Origin of the sequence: Herbiconiux sp. (assembly GCF_023264895.1) — a bacterium.
Classification (GTDB): domain Bacteria; phylum Actinomycetota; class Actinomycetes; order Actinomycetales; family Microbacteriaceae; genus Herbiconiux.
Genome location: NZ_JAHFUY010000088.1, coordinates 1 through 18,802 on the forward strand (window position 1 = coordinate 1; position 18,802 = coordinate 18,802).

General features: G+C 71.1%; 16 protein-coding genes. 11 read left to right on the forward strand and 5 right to left on the reverse strand.

Annotated features, from left to right (window positions below; genetic code table 11):
• On the reverse strand, positions 1-926 hold a 926-nt coding region (locus Q0D57_RS15230), incomplete at its 3' end, for a PfkB family carbohydrate kinase (protein ID WP_291045593.1).
• Positions 927-930: 4 nt separating this feature from the next.
• Positions 931-1,329 carry a hypothetical protein gene (locus Q0D57_RS15235; RefSeq protein WP_291045594.1) on the reverse strand — a complete coding sequence of 133 codons (399 nt, stop codon included), beginning with the start codon at positions 1,327-1,329 and terminating at the stop codon, positions 931-933.
• Positions 1,330-1,368: 39 nt separating this feature from the next.
• Between Q0D57_RS15235 and Q0D57_RS15240 the strand changes: the two genes are divergently transcribed.
• On the forward strand, positions 1,369-1,704 hold the full coding sequence (locus tag Q0D57_RS15240) for a DUF6804 family protein (RefSeq protein ID WP_291045597.1): 336 nt from the start codon (positions 1,369-1,371) through the stop codon (positions 1,702-1,704).
• Positions 1,705-1,823: 119 nt separating this feature from the next.
• Entirely contained in the window at positions 1,824-3,938 is a 2,115-nt protein-coding gene (locus Q0D57_RS15245; RefSeq protein WP_291045599.1) for a DEAD/DEAH box helicase, read from the forward strand.
• Positions 3,939-4,097: 159 nt separating this feature from the next.
• On the opposite strand, the gene Q0D57_RS15250 is transcribed toward Q0D57_RS15245, so the two are convergent.
• Positions 4,098-6,224 (reverse strand): S9 family peptidase, encoded by a 2,127-nt coding sequence (locus Q0D57_RS15250; RefSeq protein WP_291045601.1) that lies wholly within the window; start codon positions 6,222-6,224, stop codon positions 4,098-4,100.
• Between the two features lie 56 nt (positions 6,225-6,280).
• Here Q0D57_RS15250 and Q0D57_RS15255 point away from each other — a divergent pair, with 56 nt between their 5' ends.
• The 8 genes from Q0D57_RS15255 (at position 6,281) to Q0D57_RS15290 (ending at position 16,007) form a co-directional block, all read left to right on the forward strand.
• Positions 6,281-7,465 carry an inorganic phosphate transporter gene (locus Q0D57_RS15255; RefSeq protein WP_291045603.1) on the forward strand — a complete coding sequence of 395 codons (1,185 nt, stop codon included), beginning with the start codon at positions 6,281-6,283 and terminating at the stop codon, positions 7,463-7,465.
• A gap of 10 nt (positions 7,466-7,475) precedes the next feature.
• Positions 7,476-7,712: a hypothetical protein gene (locus tag Q0D57_RS15260; RefSeq protein WP_291045605.1), complete on the forward strand. Its 237-nt coding sequence runs from the start codon at positions 7,476-7,478 to the stop codon at positions 7,710-7,712.
• Between the two features lie 23 nt (positions 7,713-7,735).
• Positions 7,736-9,139: an aldehyde dehydrogenase family protein gene (locus tag Q0D57_RS15265; protein WP_291045608.1), complete on the forward strand. Its 1,404-nt coding sequence runs from the start codon at positions 7,736-7,738 to the stop codon at positions 9,137-9,139.
• An 8-nt stretch (positions 9,140-9,147) separates the two neighbouring features.
• On the forward strand, positions 9,148-10,614 hold the full coding sequence (locus tag Q0D57_RS15270; protein WP_291045611.1) for an aspartate ammonia-lyase: 1,467 nt from the start codon (positions 9,148-9,150) through the stop codon (positions 10,612-10,614).
• Positions 10,611-11,975 carry an FAD-linked oxidase C-terminal domain-containing protein gene (locus Q0D57_RS15275; protein WP_291045612.1) on the forward strand — a complete coding sequence of 455 codons (1,365 nt, stop codon included), beginning with the start codon at positions 10,611-10,613 and terminating at the stop codon, positions 11,973-11,975. The genes Q0D57_RS15270 and Q0D57_RS15275 overlap by 4 nt, the downstream gene beginning before the upstream one ends.
• Positions 11,976-12,054: 79 nt before the next feature.
• Positions 12,055-13,230, forward strand: coding sequence for a PrsW family intramembrane metalloprotease (locus tag Q0D57_RS15280; protein ID WP_291045614.1), 1,176 nt, complete (start codon positions 12,055-12,057; stop codon positions 13,228-13,230).
• A gap of 55 nt (positions 13,231-13,285) precedes the next feature.
• The gene (locus Q0D57_RS15285) at positions 13,286-13,660 is read left to right on the forward strand and encodes an FKBP-type peptidyl-prolyl cis-trans isomerase (protein WP_291045616.1); all 375 of its coding nucleotides are present in this window, start codon (positions 13,286-13,288) and stop codon (positions 13,658-13,660) included.
• Positions 13,661-13,751: 91 nt separating this feature from the next.
• Positions 13,752-16,007, forward strand: a complete 2,256-nt coding sequence (locus Q0D57_RS15290; protein ID WP_291045618.1) for a UvrD-helicase domain-containing protein — start codon at positions 13,752-13,754, stop codon at positions 16,005-16,007.
• A 60-nt stretch (positions 16,008-16,067) separates the two neighbouring features.
• Here Q0D57_RS15290 and Q0D57_RS15295 read toward each other — a convergent pair whose 3' ends face one another.
• Both Q0D57_RS15295 and Q0D57_RS15300 read right to left on the reverse strand, forming a co-directional pair.
• Positions 16,068-17,393 (reverse strand): MFS transporter, encoded by a 1,326-nt coding sequence (locus Q0D57_RS15295; protein WP_291045620.1) that lies wholly within the window; start codon positions 17,391-17,393, stop codon positions 16,068-16,070.
• Positions 17,390-18,448 carry a 2-oxoglutarate and iron-dependent oxygenase domain-containing protein gene (locus Q0D57_RS15300; RefSeq protein WP_291045622.1) on the reverse strand — a complete coding sequence of 353 codons (1,059 nt, stop codon included), beginning with the start codon at positions 18,446-18,448 and terminating at the stop codon, positions 17,390-17,392. The genes Q0D57_RS15295 and Q0D57_RS15300 overlap by 4 nt, the downstream gene beginning before the upstream one ends.
• Before the next feature lie 144 nt (positions 18,449-18,592).
• Between Q0D57_RS15300 and rpsO the strand changes: the two genes are divergently transcribed.
• Positions 18,593-18,802: 30S ribosomal protein S15 (gene rpsO, locus Q0D57_RS15305; protein WP_291045623.1), on the forward strand; the 210-nt coding region annotated here is incomplete at its 3' end.

The following is an 18,802-nucleotide window of genomic DNA, read 5'->3' on the forward strand; positions in this document are numbered from 1 at the left end:
ACGGCCTCCGCCGCGGTGCGCACCCCGGCCTCGGCGGCGGCCCGGAGGTCGCCGTGCTGCACCCCTCCGGTGGAGCGGAGGCCGGTCACGAAGCCCGCGCTGAACGCATCGCCCGCGCCCGTGGTGTCGACGGGTGTGAGCCGCCGTGCAGGAACCCGCACCCGCTCGCCGTCGCGCCTCGCGGCGAGCACGCCGTCGCGGCCGAGGGTGAGGGCCACGAGCGGGTGCTCATCGAGCAGCGCGTCGACCACGGCGTCGGGCTCGTGCCGGCCCGTGAGCATCCGGCCCTCGTCGAGGTTCGGGATGAGCACGTCGGCACCCGCCATGGCCGCCCGCAGCCGGCCGGCGCCGTGATCGGCGATGAAGCCGGCCGATCCGGGATTCACCGAGACGGTCGCGCCGGCCGACCGCACGTCGTGGATGAGGCGGGAGTAGCGCTCGGCGGGATCGCTGCCGTCGAGGGCCGCGCTGAAGATCGAGTAGGCGGTGAAGTGCAGGTGGGTGGCGGGGCCGATCAGGGCGCGGTCGACATCGGCTCCGCTCGTGAGGGCGTTCGCGCCGCGCTCGGTGAGCATCGTGCGGGTGCGATCCTGCTCGAGGATGATCACGATCGTGCCCGTGGGGCGGTCGGGGTCGCCCACGAGGTGGGCCGTCACCCCGTGCTGCTCGAGCAGGGCGGCGTGCTGCTCCACCTCGGCGGCACCCACCCGGCCGAAGAAGTCGGTGCGCTCGCCCAGGTGCGCGAACCAGGCCGCGGCGTTCGCCGCCGAGCCGCCCGGTCTCCGCTCGATCGACGCCGTCGTGTCGGTGTCGGGGCGGATCTCGTGCGCGGGCGTGACGATCACGTCGTCGATCACGTCGCCGAAGACGACGACCCCGCCCGGCGTCATCGAACGGGACGCGGGTGCGGTGGCTCTGGATCCCATCGGATCAGGTCAGGCGGGCCTTGAGGGCGGCGACCGGATCGGCCGACTGCAGCACACCCGGCCCGAACCGCAGCATCGTGATGGTGTGCGAGACCGGACCGCTGCCGGCGGAGAGGCGCGTCGCGACCGTGGCGCGCTCCCAGATGAGGATGCACTCCTGGGCGAGCTGCACGGTGAGGCCGAGGGGCTGCGTGTTGCCCGAGCGGACATCCGGGAGCGAGTAGCCGCCGAGCCCCGCGAGGGCGGAGTACACGTCCGACACGTCCTTCTGGGGGAGCGGCACGGCGCCCTGGCCCGCGAACACCGAGGTGAACAGGCGGGCGGCGAGCTCGACCGGATCGGCCGTCCAGAGGCCCTCGGGCCCGGCGAACGGAGGATTCGAGGACCCCAGAGGATTAGTCATGCTCTCAACATAACGCCCGCCGCGTAGGATTGGCGAGACATGAGCTCGCGACAGACCGCCCCGGATTTCACCCGCCCCGCCCTCGCCCCCGGCATCCTCGGAGCGATCGCCCTCATGGCCTTCCTCGCCGTGGTCGACAGCGACTGGTTCACCCTCGCGCGCTACGTCATCGCCATCCTGGCGCTCATCATGGTCGTGTTCGCGGTGCAGGCCAAGCAGTGGTGGTGGGTGCCGCTGCTCGCCGGCATCGCGGTGCTCTGGAACCCGGTGCTCCCGATCGACCTGCCGCTGGTCGGCTGGCAGATCGCCCACGTGGCCGGCGCGATCGTGTTCGTGGCCAGTGGTCTGCTCATCAAGGTGCATCGCGTAGACTGAGGGCCTCGACGGGCCGTCCCACTCATGTGCACCGCCCTTCTCTGCACCGACCGAGGCTCCACGCCTCGTTGCTCAGGCGCACGGGGCTCCCGTCTTCCGCCTCACTCCCCAGGAGAACGATGTCAAGGTCGGGCAACCGCCGCACACGCACTGCAGACAACACTGGTCTGATCCCGATCCTCGCCCGCAAGGTGCGCGAGGTCGAGGCCGCCGCCCAGCGCGGCAAGGTCGCGCCCTCCAACCGCACCAAGTTCCTCGTGGTGGCCCTGCTCATGCGCGAGGAGCGCGCGTCGCTCAAGTCCGACACCGCGCTCAGCGACTCCGAGCGCGCCGAGCAGCTCAAGCGGCTCGACGGCATCGCCTCCATCCTCGCCCGCACCGCCGCGCGCGACACCTCGCTCATCGCGCTGCTCGAGAACGACGCGGCGCTCTCGCCCGCGGCCAAGAAGCTCCGCCGCGAGTACCTCGAAGACGCCGGCTACGACGTGCCGGAGGACGAGCCCGAGGTCATCGCCCCCGCGGCGACCGTGGTGCCGCCCGAGCTCGCCGAGCGCCAGGTCGTGCCCACGTCGGTGCGCTCCCGCCAGCTCGCCAACCCCTTCATGGCCCCGGACCTGACCCCCGCGAGGCCCCACGGCGTCGGGCGCCTCAGCAACTGGGAGCTGCTCGGCCCGCTCTACCGCGCCTTCGAGTACGGCGCGGGCGGCAACGCCGCGAGCATGGAGCTGCCCGAGGCGCCCACCATCGACCGCCTCTCGCCCCCCGGGCGCGATCTCATGGTGCACCAGTCCCGCTTCCTGCAGAGCGTGCAGGCCGGTCACCGCACGTTCCTGCTGGCGGATGAGCCCGGGCTCGGCAAGACGGCGCAGTCGCTCCTGGCCGCGTCCGTCGCCGACGCCTACCCGCTGCTGGCCGTCGTGCCCAACGTCGTGAAGATGAACTGGGCGCGCGAGGTCGAGATCTGGACCCCGCACCGCCGCGCCACCGTGGTGAACGGAGACGGCGAGAACCTCGACGCGTTCGCCGACGTGGTCGTGGTGAACTACGAAGTGCTCGACCGGCACCTCTCCTGGCTCGGCACCATGGGCTTCCGCGGCATGGTGGTCGACGAGGCCCACTTCATCAAGAACATGTCGTCGCTGCGCTCGCGCAACGTGCTCGCGCTGGCCGATCGCATCCGGCACACCGCCCCCGGCGGCAACCCGCTCATGATGGCGCTCACCGGAACGCCGCTCATCAACGACGTCGACGACTTCCGGGCCATCTGGCAGTTCCTCGGCTGGATCGACGGCGCGAAGCCCACCCCCGTGCTGATGGAGCGCCTCGAGGAGGTGGGCCTCACGCCCGCCGACACGGGCTTCTTCGCCGAGGCCCGTGAGGCCGTGATCGACATGGGGATCGTGCGTCGCCGCAAGATCGACGTGGCAGCCGATCTTCCGGCCAAGCGCGTGGTCGACCTGCCGGTGGAGCTCGACGACGACCTCGGCCGCTCCATCCGCGAGGCCGAGCGCGAGCTCGGTGCGCGCCTCGTCACGCGCTACCGCCGGCTCATCGCCGCCCGGGCCGCATCGCGCGGCGACGAGGTCGACGACCTGCCGGACGACGACCTCATGCGCCTCGTGGCGCGCCAGGAGCTCGAAGACACCAAGAGCACCGAAGACGGCCTCAACGTGTTCACGATGGTGCGCCGGATCGGCACGGCGAAGGCCGGCCTCGCCGCCGACTACGCCGCGCAGCTGGCCCGCTCGGTGGGCAAGGTGGTGTTCTTCGCCAAGCACATCGACGTGATGGACGCGGCGGAGGAGCTCTTCGCCAAGCGCGAGCTGAAGACGGTCTCCATCCGCGGCGACCAGTCAGCCACCCTCCGTCAGCGCGAGATCGACGCCTTCAACACCGACCCGGACGTCTCCGTGGCGGTCTGCTCGCTCACCGCGGCCGGCGTGGGCCTCAACCTGCAGGTCGCCTCCAACGTGGTGCTCGCCGAGCTCTCGTGGACCGCGGCCGAGCAGACCCAGGCCATCGACCGCGTGCACCGCATCGGCCAGGAGGAGCCCGTGACGGCCTGGCGCATCATCGCCGCCCAGACCATCGACACCCGCATCGCCGAGCTCATCGACTCCAAGCAGGGCCTCGCGGCCCGAGCCCTCGACGGGTCGGACGCAGCGGTCGGGTCGACCGACAGCGTGCAGCTCGATGCGCTGGTGAGCTTGCTCAGAAGCGCGCTGGAGGGGTAGTTGGCCTCTGAGGTGGTGGGTGGGTGGAACGCTGTGTTCTTTGCGCGCCGGTCCCTGCCCGGCGCGCGCGACATGTTCGCGTGCGGTCGCTTCGCGGCCGCGCGCTCACTCTGGGTCAGCGAGTAGGGCCTGTTGAGTTTGTTTCTGTGCGGGAGTGATTCAGGGCTCTACGCTTCCCTGCACTACATCTAGGAGCCAGGCGTACTCCTCCGCTACCTCGTGCCAGCGGGCGTAGCGGCCTGAGACGCCGCCGTGGCCTGCGGTCATCTCCGTCTTGAGGAGGACGGGGGCGTCGACCTCGCGGAGGCGCGCCACCCACTTGGCGGGCTCGACGTAGAGCACGCGGGTGTCGTTGAGGCTCGTGACGGCGAGGATGCGCGGGTAGGCCTGCTCGGTGACGTTCTCGTAGGGCGAGTACGACTTCATGTAGGCGTAGACCTCGGGGTCGTGCAGCGGGTCGCCCCACTCGTCCCACTCGATCACCGTGAGCGGCAGCGAGGGGTCGAGGATCGACGTGAGCGCGTCGACGAACGGCACCTGCGCGAGGATGCCCGCGAACAGGTGCGGCGCGAGGTTCGCCACCGCCCCCATGAGCAGACCGCCGGCGCTCCCGCCCTGCGCGACCAGCCGATCCGGAGCGGTGAGCCCCGTGCCGATGAGGTGCTCGGCCGACGAGACGAAGTCGGTGAAGGTGTTGCGCTTGGTCAGCGACTTGCCGTCCTCGTACCAGTGCCGGCCGAGCTCGCCGCCGCCGCGCACGTGGGCGATCGCGAACACGACGCCGCGATCCAGCAGCGACAGCCGGGGCACCGAGAAGCCGGGATCGATGGAGGCCTCGTAGGAGCCGTAGCCGTAGAGCACGAGCGGCTGCGGCTCGCCCGACCCGAGGAGCCCGGTGCGCGCCACGAGTGAGATCGGCACGCGCGTGCCGTCGGCGGCGGTCGCCCACTCCCGGCGCTGCTCGTACTCCGCGGGATCGTAGCCGCCCTGCACGGGCTGCTGCTTGAGCAGCGTCGACGTGCCGGTGGCCACGTCGTAGTCGAACACCGACGACGGGGTCACGAACGAGGTGTAGCCGTAGCGGATGGTCGGCTGCAGCCACTCGGGGTTGCCCGAGGTGCCCACCGAGAAGAGCGGCTCGTCGAAGGCCAGCTCGGTGAACCCGGCGCCGTCGATGTGCTCGGCCTCCGGGGCGAGCGGCAGCACCGCGACCTGCGTGAGGCCGTCGCGGCGGTAGTCGATGGTGAGGTGGTGGGCGAACGCGTCCACGTCCTCCAGCCGCACCGCCGGGTCGTGGGGGAGCACGGTGTGCCAGCCCTCCGCATCCGCCGGTCGTGCGGGGTCGACCTCGAGCAGCTCGAAGCCCAGGGCATCGCGGTTGTGCAGCACGAGCAGCCGGTCGCGGCCGCCCACGACGGCGTGCTCCACCGAGTACTCGACGCCCTCCTCGCGCGGCCAGACCGTCTCGAAGCGGGCATCCGGATCGGTCGTGTCGAGCAGCAGCACCTCGCTCGTGATCTTGGAGCCGACCGCGATCTCGAGGTACTTCTTGCTGCGGGTGAGCCCCACGCCCACCCAGTAGCGCTCGTCGGGCTCGGTGAACACCTTCTCGTCGGCCCCCTCAGCCCCGCCGAGCGGATGCCGCCAGATGGTGTCGGGCCGCCACGCGTCGTCGACCGTCGGGTAGTAGACACTGCCGCCGTCGCCGGAGAAGACCGCACCGGGGAAGGTGTCGCGCACCTCGTCGGCGAGATCCTCGCCGGTGGTGAGGTCCCGGATCCGGAGCGTGTACCGCTCGTCGCCCACGGTGTCGACGGCGTAGGCGAGCAGCCGGCCGTCGGGGCTCACGTCGAACGAGCCGAGCGAGTAGAACTCGTGGCCGGCCGCCTCGGCGTTGTCGTCGAGCACGACCTCCTCGCCCGGGAGGGTCTGGCCGGGAGCGACGGTCGGCGGCGTCCAGTCGCCCTCGCCCGCGATGGGTGCGCGGCAGTGCACGCCGTACTGGCTGCCCTCCGCGGTGCGGGTGAAGTACCAGTGGCCGCCGTCGCGCACGGGCACCGAGAGGTCGGTCTCCTGCGTGCGCCCCTTGATCTCGTCGAAGATCGTCTGCCGGAGCCCCGCGAGGTGCGCCGTCTCCTGCTCGGTCCAGGCGTTCTCGGCCTCGAGGTAGGCGATCACCTCGGGGTTCTCCTTGTCGCGCAGCCACTCGAACGGATCGATCACCGTGTCGCCGTGGTGCGTGCGTTCGAGCGGGATCCGGCGGGCTTTCGGGGCATTGTCGCGCATCCGATCAGCCTACGCGTCGAGTTGACCGGGGTCGGCGCGGGTGACATCATCACACGGTGGATCTCACCGTCGTCGTCGTGCTGGTCATCGTGCTCGCGCTGTTCTTCGACTTCACGAACGGCTTCCACGACACGGCCAACGCGATGGCCACCCCCATCGCCACGGGAGCTCTGAAGCCCAAGGTCGCGGTGGCCCTCGCGGCCGTGCTCAACCTCGTGGGTGCGTTCCTCAGCACCGAGGTCGCGCGCACCATCTCGGGCGGCCTCATCAAGGAGGGCGACGGCGGCGTGCAGATCATGCCGGAGATGATCTTCGCCGGGCTCATCGGCGCGATCGTCTGGAACCTCGTGACCTGGCTGTTCGGCCTGCCCTCGAGCTCGTCGCACGCGCTCTTCGGCGGCCTCATCGGCGCCGCGGTCGTGGGCGCGGGCTTCGGCGTGGTCGACTACTCGGTGCTCGTGAGCAAAGTGATCCTGCCGGCCCTCGTGGCCCCGGTCGTGGCCGGTCTCGTGGCGTTCGTGGCCACGCGCCTCGCCTACGCCATCACCCGCATGCCGGCCTCCGCCTCGAAGGGCGGCGTGCGCGGTCGCTTCCGCTACGGCCAGATCTTCTCCTCCTCGCTCGTGGCGCTCGCCCACGGCACCAACGACGCCCAGAAGACGATGGGCGTGATCACCCTCACCCTCATCGCCGCCGGCCTCCAGGAGACCGGCAGCGGGCCCGAGTTCTGGGTCATCCTCTCGTGCGCCGTCGCCATCGCGCTCGGCACCTACATGGGCGGCTGGCGCATCATCCGCACCCTCGGCGCCGGCCTCACCGAGGTCAAGCCCGCCCAGGGCTTCGCCGCCGAGACGAGCACGGCCGCCACGATCCTGGCGTCGAGCCACCTCGGCTTCGCGCTCTCCACCACCCAGGTGGCCTCCGGCTCGGTGATCGGATCGGGCCTCGGCCGCAAGGGCTCCTCCGTGCGCTGGCGCACCGCAGGCCGCATCGGCATCGGCTGGATGCTCACGCTGCCGGCCTCGGCACTCGTCGGCGGCCTCGCCGCGTTCGTGGCGGGCCTCGGGCCGGCGGGCCTCCTGATCGACCTCGTGGTGGGCCTCGTCATCATCATCGGGATCTTCGTGATCTCGCGCCGCAACAGGGTCGACTCGGCCAACGCCATCAGCGAGGTCGACCAGGCCGGTGTCGTGGTGCGTGGGCCCAAGGCCACCAAGCGCAAGCGGAAGGCCCGGCGATGAGGAGCACGACATGATCGACTGGGCCGCGTTCGGCATCGTGGCGGTGGCCTCGCTCGTGGCGACCGCCCTCGTGGTGAGCCTGTACTCGTTCGGGCTGCGCTTCGGCAGCCTCACGAAGCCGCACCCGCAGTCGGGCGAGCCCGTGCGCCCGGCCTACGCGACCGTGCTGTCGTACCTCTGCTTCGGCCTGAGCGCGTGCGCCGTGCTCTACGGCATCTATCTGATCGTCCCCTTCTTCCACGGATAGCGCGGCCCTCCTACGATGGGGGCATGACTCTGGAGTCGACGGTCGTTCCGAGAACACCTGTGGTGCCCGTGCTGCGCGACAGCTTCGCGCAGGGCATCACCAGCCCGCTCACCTGGCGCCTCGGCCAGCTCCGGGCGCTGAAGCGACTGCTCGAGGAGAACTCGGCGGCGATCGAGGACGCGCTGTTCGCCGATCTCGGCAAGAACCCCGCCGAGTCCCAGCTCACCGAGGTGGGGGTCGTGCTCTCCGAGATCGACCACACCCTCTCGCACCTGAGGGGCTGGCTCCGCCCGAAGCGCGTGGCCGTGCCGCTCGGGCTCGCGCCCGCCTCTGCCTCGACCATGCTCGAGCCGCTCGGCGTGGTGCTCGTCATCGCTCCCTGGAACTACCCGCTCCAGCTCCTGCTCGGCCCCGTGGTCGGTGCGATCGCCGCGGGCAACGCGGTGCTGCTGAAGCCGAGCGAGCTCGCCCCGGCCACCTCGGCGCTCCTCGCGGAGCTCGTGCCCCTCTACCTCGACCAGCGGGCCGTCGCGGTCGTCGAGGGCGGGGTCGACGTCACGACCGAGCTCCTCGCCGAGCGCTTCGACCACATCTTCTACACCGGCAACGGCACGGTCGGCCGCATCGTCATGAAAGCCGCGGCCGAGCACCTCACACCGGTCACCCTCGAGCTCGGCGGCAAGTCGCCCGTCTACGTCGACGACACGGTCGACCTGCCCGCGGCGGCGAGGCGGATCGCGTGGGGCAAGTTCATGAACGCCGGCCAGACCTGCGTGGCCCCCGACTACCTGCTCGCCACCCGCGAGGTCGCAGAGCAGCTCGCGCCGCATCTCGTGCAGGCCATCGCCGAGCTCTACGACGGCGATCCGCGCACGTCGTCGAGCTACGGCCGGATCATCAACGACCGCCACTTCGAGCGCCTCACGGGTCTCCTCCGCGGCGAGACGGTGATCACCGGCGGCCGCAGTGAAGCGCGCACGCGCTACCTGTCGCCGACCGTGTTCAGCGACGTCGCCCGCGACGCCCCCGTCATGCAGCAGGAGATCTTCGGTCCGATCCTCCCGATCGTCGAGGTGACCGGTCTCGACGACGCGATCCGCTTCATCCGCTCGGGCGAGAAGCCGCTCGCGCTCTACGCGTTCACGTCGTCCAAGCAGGCCGCGAAGCGCATCCTCACCGAGACCTCGTCGGGGGCCGTGGGCTTCGGCATCCCCGTCGCCCACCTCTCGGTGCCCGGGCTCCCGTTCGGGGGCGTGGGGGAGAGCGGCATGGGCGCGTACCACGGGCGCCGCAGCGTCGAGACCTTCAGCCACGAGAAGGCCGTGCTGCACAAGCGGCTCGCGCCCGACACCATGAAGCTCGTGTACCCGCCGTTCACCGAGAAGAAGGACGGCTTCATCCGGGGTCTCCTGCGCCGTCTGAGCTGAGGAGCACCGTGACCGATTCACCCACCCGCACCGAGATCGACTCGCTCGGTGCGGTCGAGATCCCCACCGACGCCCTGTGGGGCATCCACACCTTCCGCGCGCTGGAGAACTTCCCGATCTCGCGCCGGCCCATCTCGGTCTACCCGGATCTCGTGAACGCCCTCGCCATCGTCAAGCAGGCGGCCGCGCGCGCCAACCTCGAGATCGGGGTGCTGGATGCGCAGAAGGCGGCCTGGATCGACGAGGCCTGCACGCGCATCCGGGCGGGGGAGTTCCACGACCAGTTCGTGGTGGGCGTCATCCAGGGCGGCGCCGGCACCTCCACGAACATGAACGCCAACGAGGTCATCGCGAACGTCGCCCTCGAGGCCCAGGGCTACGCCCCCGGCCGCTACGACCTGCTGCACCCGCTCGACGACGTCAACCGCAGCCAGAGCACGAACGACGTGTACCCCACCGCGGTCAAGCTCGCGATGGTGTTCTCGCTCGAGCGGCTGATGGTGGAGCAGGCGCTCCTCCGGGACTCCTTCGCGGCCAAGGGCGTCGAGTTCGCGAACGTGCTGAAGGTGGGGCGCACGCAGCTGCAGGACGCCGTGCCGATGACCCTCGGCCAGGAGTTCCACGGCTTCGCCACGACCCTCACCGAGGACTACGACCGCCTGCGGCACACCGTGCCGCTCCTCACCGAGATCAACCTCGGCGCCACCGCGATCGGCACCGGCATCACCGCCGACCCGAACTACGCCGCCACGGTCTGCCGGCACCTCCGCGAGATCACGGGCTTCGAGCACGTCACCGCTGCCGACCTCGTGGAGGCCACGAGCGACACGGGCGTGTTCATGACACTCTCGGGCGTGCTCAAGCGCACCGCGATCAAGCTCTCCAAGATCTGCAACGACCTGCGGCTGCTCTCGAGCGGCCCGCAGGCCGGCCTCGGCGAGATCACCCTGCCGCCCCGGCAGGCCGGATCGAGCATCATGCCCGGCAAGGTCAACCCCGTCATCCCCGAGGTGGTCAACCAGGTGGCGTTCTCGGTGGCGGGCGCCGACGTCACGGTCACGATGGCCGCCGAGGGCGGTCAGCTGCAGCTGAACGCCTTCGAGCCCGTGATCGCGCACTCCCTGCTACAGAGCCTGGCCTGGATGACGGGCGGCTGGCGGACGCTCCGGATCAACTGCGTCGACGGGATCACCGCCAATCTCGACCGGCTCGACACGATGGTCTCGACCTCCGTGGGCGTCGTGACGGCCCTCACCCCGTACATCGGCTACGCCGCCGCCTCGGCGCTCGCGAAGACGGCTCTGCTGACCCACCGCAACATCGCCGACCTCGTGGTGGAGGCCGACCTGATGACCCGGGAGCGCGTGACGAAGCTCATCTCGCCCGCGCGGCTCTCCGGCCTCGAGGCCGTCACCTCGGCCATCCCGATCGTGACGGAGGACGACCTGGCGGATCCGTCGGACCCGCGGGCATGAGCGGTGTCGCAGCCGCTCTGCAGGAGGCGCTCGGCGACCGGGTGGTCACCGATCCGGAGGTGCTCCGGATGCTCGCGACCGACAAGTCGGGCTGGTGGTCGGAGGGCGGTGCACTCGCCCTGGTGGAGCCGCATTCGCTCGAGGAGGTGCAGACCGCGATGCGGATCGCCCACGAGCACGGCGTTCCCGTGGTGCCCCGGGGCACCGGGACCGGGCTCGCCGGCGGCGCCACGGCCACACCGGGGTCGGTCGTGCTGGGTCTTGCCCGGATGAACCGCATCCTCGAGATCTCGCTCGAGGACGAGCTCGCGGTGGTCGAGGCCGGCGTCATCAACCAGCACCTCAGCGACGCCCTCGCCCCCCACGGCTACATCTACTCGCCCGACCCGGCGAGCAAGGCGATCTCGACCATCGGCGGCAACATCGCCACGAACGCCGGCGGGCTGCTCTGCGCGAAGTACGGGGTTACCCGGGAGGCCGTGCTCGGGCTCACCGCGGTGCTCGCCGACGGCAGCGCGCTGAAGACGGGCCGGCGCACCGTGAAGGGCGTCACGGGGTTCGACCTCACCGCGCTGCTGACGGGCTCGGAGGGCACGCTGGCCGTGATCGTGGAGGCGACCGTGCGCATCCGCCCGATCCCCTCCGGCCAGGTCGAGACGGTGTCGGCGTTCTTCTCGGACGTCACCTCCGCCGCAGCCGCCTGTGCGGCGATCACCGCGGCGAGGCTCCGGCCGGCGGTCATGGAGCTGATGGATGCGGAGTCGGTCGCCGCCGTCTCCGAGTACCTCGGGCGCGCGCCCGCGCATCCGGGAGCCGCCTACGTGCTCGTGCAGACCGACGGCGCCGGCGCGGCCACCGAGGCCGCCGAGGTGCTCGCGGTCATCGAGGAGGCCGGCGGCGGGGGAGTCGAGGTCTCGCACGACGCCGCATCGGGCGAGGCGCTGCTGGCATTCCGGCGGAGCTTCCACCCCGCACTCGAGGCCCGCGGCGAGGTGCTCGTCGAAGACGTCTGCGTGCCGAGATCCGCCCTCCCCGCCATGTTCGCCGCCATCGAGCGCATCTCGCGCGAGCACCGGATCGCCATCCCCACCGTCTCGCACGCGGGCGACGGCAACCTGCACCCCAACTTCGTGCTGCCGCCCGGCGCCGTGGGCGTGCCCGACGAGGTGTGGGCCGCGGCCGACGCGCTGTTCGAGGCCTGTGTGCAGCTCGGCGGCACCCTCACCGGCGAGCACGGGGTGGGGCTGCTGAAGAAGCGCTGGATCGAGGGCGAGCTCGGCAGCGAGGGGCTCGCTTTGCAGCGACGCATCAAGGCGGCCTTCGATCCGCTGGGGCGACTGAACCCTGGCAAGGTGTACTGAGACGGGGTTCACTGGACGCGAGGTGCACAGCGCGCGGGCCTGCGCTAGGCTGGCGCGCACCCGACAGTGAGGATTGCTCGTGACGTTCGTCGACCTGCCACCGGCTCCGACCCCCGCAGCCCGCCGCTCCAGCACGACCACGCTCGTGCTCGCGGTCATCGGGCTCATCGTGCTCGGCTTCGTGTTCCTCGCCGTGGCGGGCTACCTCGTGCTGGGGCTCGGGCCCGCGGCGTTCGTGATCAGCGGCATCCTCGCCCTGCTGCCGCTCGCGGTGGTCGTGGCCGCCATCACCCTGATCGACCGGTGGGAGCCCGAGCCGAGGGCCGCCCTCTGGTTCGCGTTCCTCTGGGGCGCGGCCGCCTCGGTGGCCATCGCGCTCATCGCCGACTTCAGCGTGCAGGTGATCGTGCTCGTGGCGAGCGACGGCACGGCCACCACGAGCGACCTGTGGAGCTCGGTCATCCAGGCGCCCGTGGTGGAGGAATCGGCGAAGGCCGCGGGCATCCTCATCCTGCTGCTGTTCTTCCGGCGCCAGTTCGACGGGCCCGTCGACGGTCTCGTCTACGGCGCCACGGTGGCCGCGGGGTTCGCCTTCACCGAGAACATCCTCTACTTCGGTCAGGCGCTGATCGACTCCGGTGGGGTCGGCCTCGGCTTCACGTTCCTGCTCCGCGGCATCATGTCGCCCTTCGCGCACGTCATGTTCACCGCCTGCACCGGCGTGGCCCTCGGGTTCGCCGTGCGCGGCCGGTTCTGGCGTGGTGCCCTGATCTTCGTGGCGGGGCTCGCACTCGCGATCGGGCTGCACGCCCTCTGGAACGGCTCGACGTTCATCGTCGAAGGCATCGAGGGGTTCTTCCTGCTCTACTTCGTGGTGCAGGTGCCGCTGTTCGCCCTCGCCATCGTGTTCGTCGTGCTGCTGCGCCGCGCCGAGACCAGGATCACCCGGGCGCGTCTGGAGGAGTACGCCGCGGCGGGCTGGTTCAGCGAGCAGGAGGTCGAGCTGCTCTCGACCGGAGCGGGGCGGGCCCAGGCCCTGCGCTTCGCGAAGGGCTTCCCGGGCGGCAAGGGAGGGCCGGCGATGCGCTCGTTCATCCGCACCGCCACCCGGCTCGCCTTCACCAGGCAGCGGATGCTCTCGGGCCGCGGATCCATCGGGCGCGCGCATCCGGCCGAGCAGGACGAGGCGGCACTGCTGGAGCAGCTCGCCGCCGACCGGCGTGCCCTCGCGATTGCGCTCCCGGCGAACCGTTGACCCGCATCCGGCCGCGGCTTTTGCACTCGGGATCGGGGTGGGCTTGGATGGACGTATGACTGATTCCAACCTCCAGAAGCCCGAGCTCGACGCCCCCGAGGGTCCGGCCCCGACCACCCTCGAGATCGTCGACATCGTCGAGGGCGACGGCGCCGAGGCCGTTCCCGGCGGAACCGTCGAGGTGCACTACCTCGGTGTCGAGTACGACACCGGCGAGGAGTTCGACTCCTCCTGGGGCCGCGGCGAGACCATCTCGTTCCCCCTCAACGGCCTCATCGCGGGCTGGCAGGACGGCATCCCCGGCATGAAGGCCGGCGGCCGGCGCAAGCTCACCATCCCGCCGCACCTGGCCTACGGCCCCGCCGGCAGCGGTCACTTCCTCGCCGGCAAGACGCTGATCTTCGTGATCGACCTGATCTCGGTCCCGTAACCCCGATCCGCCACCAGGCGGTCACCACCCGTTCGCGACATCCGACCGGGATCCGGCGAGTAGGATTGATAGCCGGATTCCGGGAGGTGCCGTGGCGGAGAGCGAACTCGAACGCGAACGCGACTACGTGGGAGGGCTCTACGCCCGCCTCGATGGTCTGAAGGCCGAGGCCGAGCGCGAGCTCGCCCAGGTGCGCCGCGAGAGCGTGGGCGGCAACCATCAGTCCCGCTCGGAGCGGGACGCCTTCGCCCGCGTCTACGAAGACCGCATCGCGCAGCTGCGCGAGGTCGGCGAGCGGCTCGCCTTCGGCCGGCTCGAGCTGCTCGAGGCGCCCGATCCGGCGTCGCCAGGCGGGGCGGCCTCGACGCTCCGCTACATCGGCCGGCTCGGCCTCCGCGACGAGAACCTCGAGCCGCTGCTGCTCGACTGGCGGGCACCTCAGGCGCGCGCCTTCTACCAGGCCACCGCCGCGACCCCGCTCGGGGCCCGCGCCCGCCGCCACCTCACCACCCGCGGCCGCGACGTCGTGCGCATCGAGGACGAGGTCTTCGACAGCACCCTCCTCGACGACGACACCACCCAGCTCCAGGGCGAAGGCGCCCTGCTCGCCGCGCTCTCGGCGCAGCGCACCGGCCAGATGCACGACATCGTGTCGACCATCCAGGCCGAGCAGGATCGCGTCATCCGCTCCGACCTCTCGGGCGTGCTCGTGGTGCAGGGCGGCCCCGGCACCGGCAAGACCGCCGTGGCGCTGCACCGCGCCGCCTACCTGCTCTACACGCACCGGGAGCGCCTCGGCTCCAGTGGCGTGCTCGTCGTGGGCCCGAGCCGCGCCTTCCTGCAGTACATCAACGCCGTGCTGCCGAGCCTCGGCGAGACCGGAGTGGTGCTCTCGAGCCTCGGCCAGCTCTACCCCGGCCACGACATCACCGCCGAAGACGCGCCCGCGGTGGCGGCGCTCAAGGGCTCCGCCGAGATGGCGGGGCTCATCCGCCGTGCCGTGCGCTCCCGGCAGCGGGTGCCCGCCGAGCCGATCGACCTCGAGGTCAACGGCGAGCGGATCGTGCTGCAGCCGCAGGTGATCGCGGATGCCATCGCCAAGGCCCGCGAATCCGGCAAGCCCTACAACGAGGGCCGGGTCACGTTCGTGAAGATCGTGCTGAACCAGCTCACCCGGCAGCTCGCCGATCAGCTCCGCCGCCGGGGGAGCACGGTCGACGACGCCGACCAGGCCTACCTCCGCGAAGACCTCCGCACGGCCTACGACGTGCGGGTGGCGCTCAACACGGCCTGGATCCCGCTCACGCCCGAGAAGCTCCTCGAAGACCTCTACGCGCGGCCGCAGTGGCTCACGTCGCTCACGGGGCACTGGTCGAAGGCCAAGCGCGAGCTGCTGCGGCGGCCGAGGGGCTCGGAGCTCACGCTCGCCGACGTCCCGCTGCTCGACGAGGCCGCCGAGCTTCTCGGCTCCTACGACGTGGCCGACTCCGCCGCGAAGCGCGCGGCGAAGGCGCAGCACAAGCGCGACCTCGAGAACGCCAAGCGCGCCATCAGCAACATGGACGTCTCGGGGATGGTCTCGGCGGAGGACGTGGTGGCGGGCTTCGCCGAGAGCGCCGCGTCGCTCACCACGGCCGAGCGTGCCGCCTCCGACCGCAGCTGGACCTACGGGCACATCGTGGTCGACGAGGCCCAGGAGCTCTCGCCCATGCAGTGGCGGGTGCTGCTGCGCAAGTCGCCGCTCAGGTCGTTCACGATCGTGGGCGATGTGGCGCAGGCCTCCTCCGCCGCGTCGTCGACGAGCTGGGAGTCGACGCTGTCGCCCCTCATCGGCGATGCCTGGCGGCTCGAGGAGCTCACGGTCAACTACCGCACCCCCTCGCAGATCGTGGATGCCGCGGAGCGGGTGGCCGAGGCCAACGGTCTCGCGGTCACCCGGTCGCGGTCGGTGCGCACGACCGACTGGCCCGTGCAGGCGCTCTCGCCGTCGGGCGAGGCGGAGCAGCAGGAGCTGCTGCTCTCGGAGCTCGGCTCGATGACGGCTTCCGGCGGCACGACCGCCGTGATCGCTCCCGCGTCGGGCTTCGCCGAGCTCGCGGAGCTCCTCACCGACCGTCTCGGCGACACCCTCGGTGTCGGCGTGGCGGGTCTGTCCCGTCCGGTGGCCCTGCTCACGCCGGCCGACGCGAAGGGCCTCGAGTTCGACTCGGTGCTCGTGGTGGCGCCCGCCGCGATCGTCGCGGAGTCGACGCGCGGCGCATCCGCTCTCTACGTGGCCATGACGCGCCCCACCCAGCGCCTCACGCTGCTCCTGGCACCTGGCGAGCAGCCGCCGGCCGCACTCTGACCTCCGCGACCCGGCAGTTCGTCCCGCTCAGCGCCCCGCACAGCGGGACGAACTGCCGGATCAGGGGCGGGGGTCGAGCGCGTCATAGGCCCGGAAGGTGGGCACGAGCCGCAGGATGAGGGCGGCCAGCGCCACGATCACGAAGCCGCCGAGCAGCGGCGGGAACCAGAGCGCCGCGAACACCGTCAGCACGCCCACGTAGAGGTCGCCGACCCGGGGGCCGCCCGTCACCACCACCGTGAACACGCCCTGCAGACGGCCGCGCATGTTGTCGGGCACGGCGGTCTGCATCATAGTGGTGCGGAAGATGGCGCTGATCTCGTCGGCCGCCCCCGTTCCCAGCAGCGCGAGGGAGGCGAGGAGGAGCGCCGGCAGATTCGCCTCCGAGAACTCCAGGCCCACCGAGTCGGCCGATCCGGAGACCGTCGCCACGAGGATCACGACACCGAACAGCACCACGAACACGCCGTAGGCCTGCACGGCCCGCGCAATCGCCCGGCCCTGCCAGCGCACCCCGCCGAGCCGGCCGGAGAAGATGCTCGCGAGCATCGTGCCCACCGCCGAGGCCGCCGTGAGGATGCCGACCGTGATCGGCCCGCCGCCCAGGATGAGCGCTCCGATGGCGGGGAAGAGCACGCGCGGCTGCCCGAAGGTCATGGCCGCGATGTCCACGAGGAACTGCGCGCGGATGTTCGGGGCGCGCTTCAAGAACGCGAAGCCCTCCCGCAGCGACTCCAGCCCCGGCTTGTGGATCTGCCCCTCCGGCAGGATCTTCGGCAGGCTCGCGATGCCCACGAAGGCGGCGGTGAAGAGGATCACGTCGATCGAGTAGGTCCAGCCGAAGCCGACGGTCGCCACGAGCACGCCCGCGAGGGCGGGGCCGACGGTCACCATCACGCCGATCGTGATGCCGTTGAGCGCGGCCGCCGCGGGCAGCAGCTCACGGGGCAGGATGCGCGGGTAGATCGCCGAGCGGGTGGCCTGGATGACCGTGGCGGCGACGGCGTTGATCGTCGCGAGCGCGTAGAGGGCCGGCACGCTGTCGGCGCCCGTCCAGGCCAGGAGGGCGAGCACTCCGGTGGCCACCCAGGCCCCGATCGCGGCGAGGAGGGCGACCTTGCGGCGGTCGAAGGCATCCGCGAGCATGCCGCCGTAGAGGCCCGCCACGATCATCGGCAGGAGCGCGAACAGGGCCACGCCCGAGACCGCGAGGGTCGACGAGGTGAGCCGGTAGACGTCGAGGCCCACCGCCACGATCGTCATCTGGCTGCCGATGCCGGCCACGGCCTGCCCGGCCCAGAGCCGCGCGAAGGCCGGGCTGGCCTTCAGGGGGGTGAGGTCGGCGAAGTGGTTACGGCGCTTGGCCTGCCCGCCCGCGGGCGTCACGCCCGGCTGTTCTGAGCGGCGGCGGCGGCGTTCTTCTCGACGAGGTCGGCATGGTGGATCGCCGCGACGTCGGGGTGCGCGCGCAGCCGGCTCTTCAGCGAGTTCTCCCCGTAGGTCGTGAAGATCGGGTTGCCGGGGTCGACCGTGATGCCGCGGGCCAGCGCGGCGAGCTCGGGCGGGAGCGTGATGCGGGGCACCGTGGAGTCGAGCGCGGGCGCGTAGAAGAACGGGATCGAGATGCGGTCGTCGCCCGTCCGCGGCGAGATGACCCGGTGCACGGTGGCCTTGAGGTAGCCGTCGGTCGCCACCTCGAGCAGCTCGCCGATGTTCACCACGAAGGCGTCCTCGAGCGGGGGAGCATCGATCCACTCGCCGTCCTTCTCCACCTGCAGGCCCGCCTTGCCCGGCTCGACGAGCAGCAGCGTGAGCACCCCGGAGTCCTTGTGCGCACCCACGCCCTGCTTCGGCTCCGGATCGCTCCTGCCGGGGTAGCGCACGATCTTGATGAGGGTGGAGGGGCGTTCGGCGAAGGCCGCGTCGAAGACCCCCTCGTCGGCTCCGAGCGAGACCGCCCAGGCGCGCAGGAGCGTCAGGGCCACGCGGTCGAGCTCGTCGTACCATTCGGCGACGGTCTCCTGGAGCTCGGGCAGAGCCGCCGGCCACTGGTTCGGGCCGTCGAGGCGCATGTAGTCGGGGGTGTCGGCGGTCAGGGCCACGGGCTCCCGCTCCACGCCGATGTCGATCTGCTCGCGCCAGTCGACCTTGCCCTGGGTGAGTTCGCCGCCCACCCGCGTGTAGCCGCGGAAGTGCGGGCTCTTCAGGTTCTCGACGGCCAGCTTGTCGGCCTCCGGGAGGTCGAAGAAGCGCCGGGCGGTCGTGATCACCCGCTCGATCAGCTCGTGGGGCACGCCGTGGCCCACGAGGTAGAAGAAACCGTAGTCGTGGGTGGCCTCGCGGAGATCGTGACGGAACGACTCGGCCTCCGCGCCCCCGGCGGCGAGCCGGGAGAGGTCGAGCACGGGCAGAGCGGCAGTCGCGAGGGTGGAACCGGTCATGAAGAAATCGTACGTCCGCCCCAGGATTGTTACGTCTGTGTGTCTGGTAAGCTCTACAGGTTGCCGTGAGAACGGCCGCGGATCAAGAGAGCCACAGCATCAGGCTGCCAGGCACCGCGCAACGAGAGAAAGGGGATCCCATCTATGGCACTCGAATCAGACGTCAAGAAGGCGATCATCGAAGAGTACGCGACCCACCCCGGTGACACCGGATCCCCTGAAGTGCAGGTCGCCATGATGACCCGTCGCATCAAGGATCTCACCGAGCACCTCAAGGAGCACAAGCACGACCACCACTCGCGTCGTGGCCTCCTGCTGCTCGTGGGTCAGCGTCGTCGCCTCCTGGGCTACCTC

Excerpts from the sequence above, each read along its gene's own strand:
- Q0D57_RS15235 (WP_291045594.1), bottom strand. The coding sequence starts at position 1,329 with ATGACTAATCCTCTGGGGTCCTCGAATCCTCCGTTCGCCGGGCCCGAG.
- Q0D57_RS15240 (WP_291045597.1), top strand. The coding sequence starts at position 1,369 with ATGAGCTCGCGACAGACCGCCCCGGATTTCACCCGCCCCGCCCTCGCC.
- Q0D57_RS15245 (WP_291045599.1), top strand. The coding sequence starts at position 1,824 with ATGTCAAGGTCGGGCAACCGCCGCACACGCACTGCAGACAACACTGGT.
- Q0D57_RS15250 (WP_291045601.1), bottom strand. The coding sequence starts at position 6,224 with ATGCGCGACAATGCCCCGAAAGCCCGCCGGATCCCGCTCGAACGCACG.
- Q0D57_RS15260 (WP_291045605.1), top strand. The coding sequence starts at position 7,476 with ATGATCGACTGGGCCGCGTTCGGCATCGTGGCGGTGGCCTCGCTCGTG.
- Q0D57_RS15265 (WP_291045608.1), top strand. The coding sequence starts at position 7,736 with ATGACTCTGGAGTCGACGGTCGTTCCGAGAACACCTGTGGTGCCCGTG.
- Q0D57_RS15275 (WP_291045612.1), top strand. The coding sequence starts at position 10,611 with ATGAGCGGTGTCGCAGCCGCTCTGCAGGAGGCGCTCGGCGACCGGGTG.
- Q0D57_RS15285 (WP_291045616.1), top strand. The coding sequence starts at position 13,286 with ATGACTGATTCCAACCTCCAGAAGCCCGAGCTCGACGCCCCCGAGGGT.
- Q0D57_RS15300 (WP_291045622.1), bottom strand. The coding sequence starts at position 18,448 with ATGACCGGTTCCACCCTCGCGACTGCCGCTCTGCCCGTGCTCGACCTC.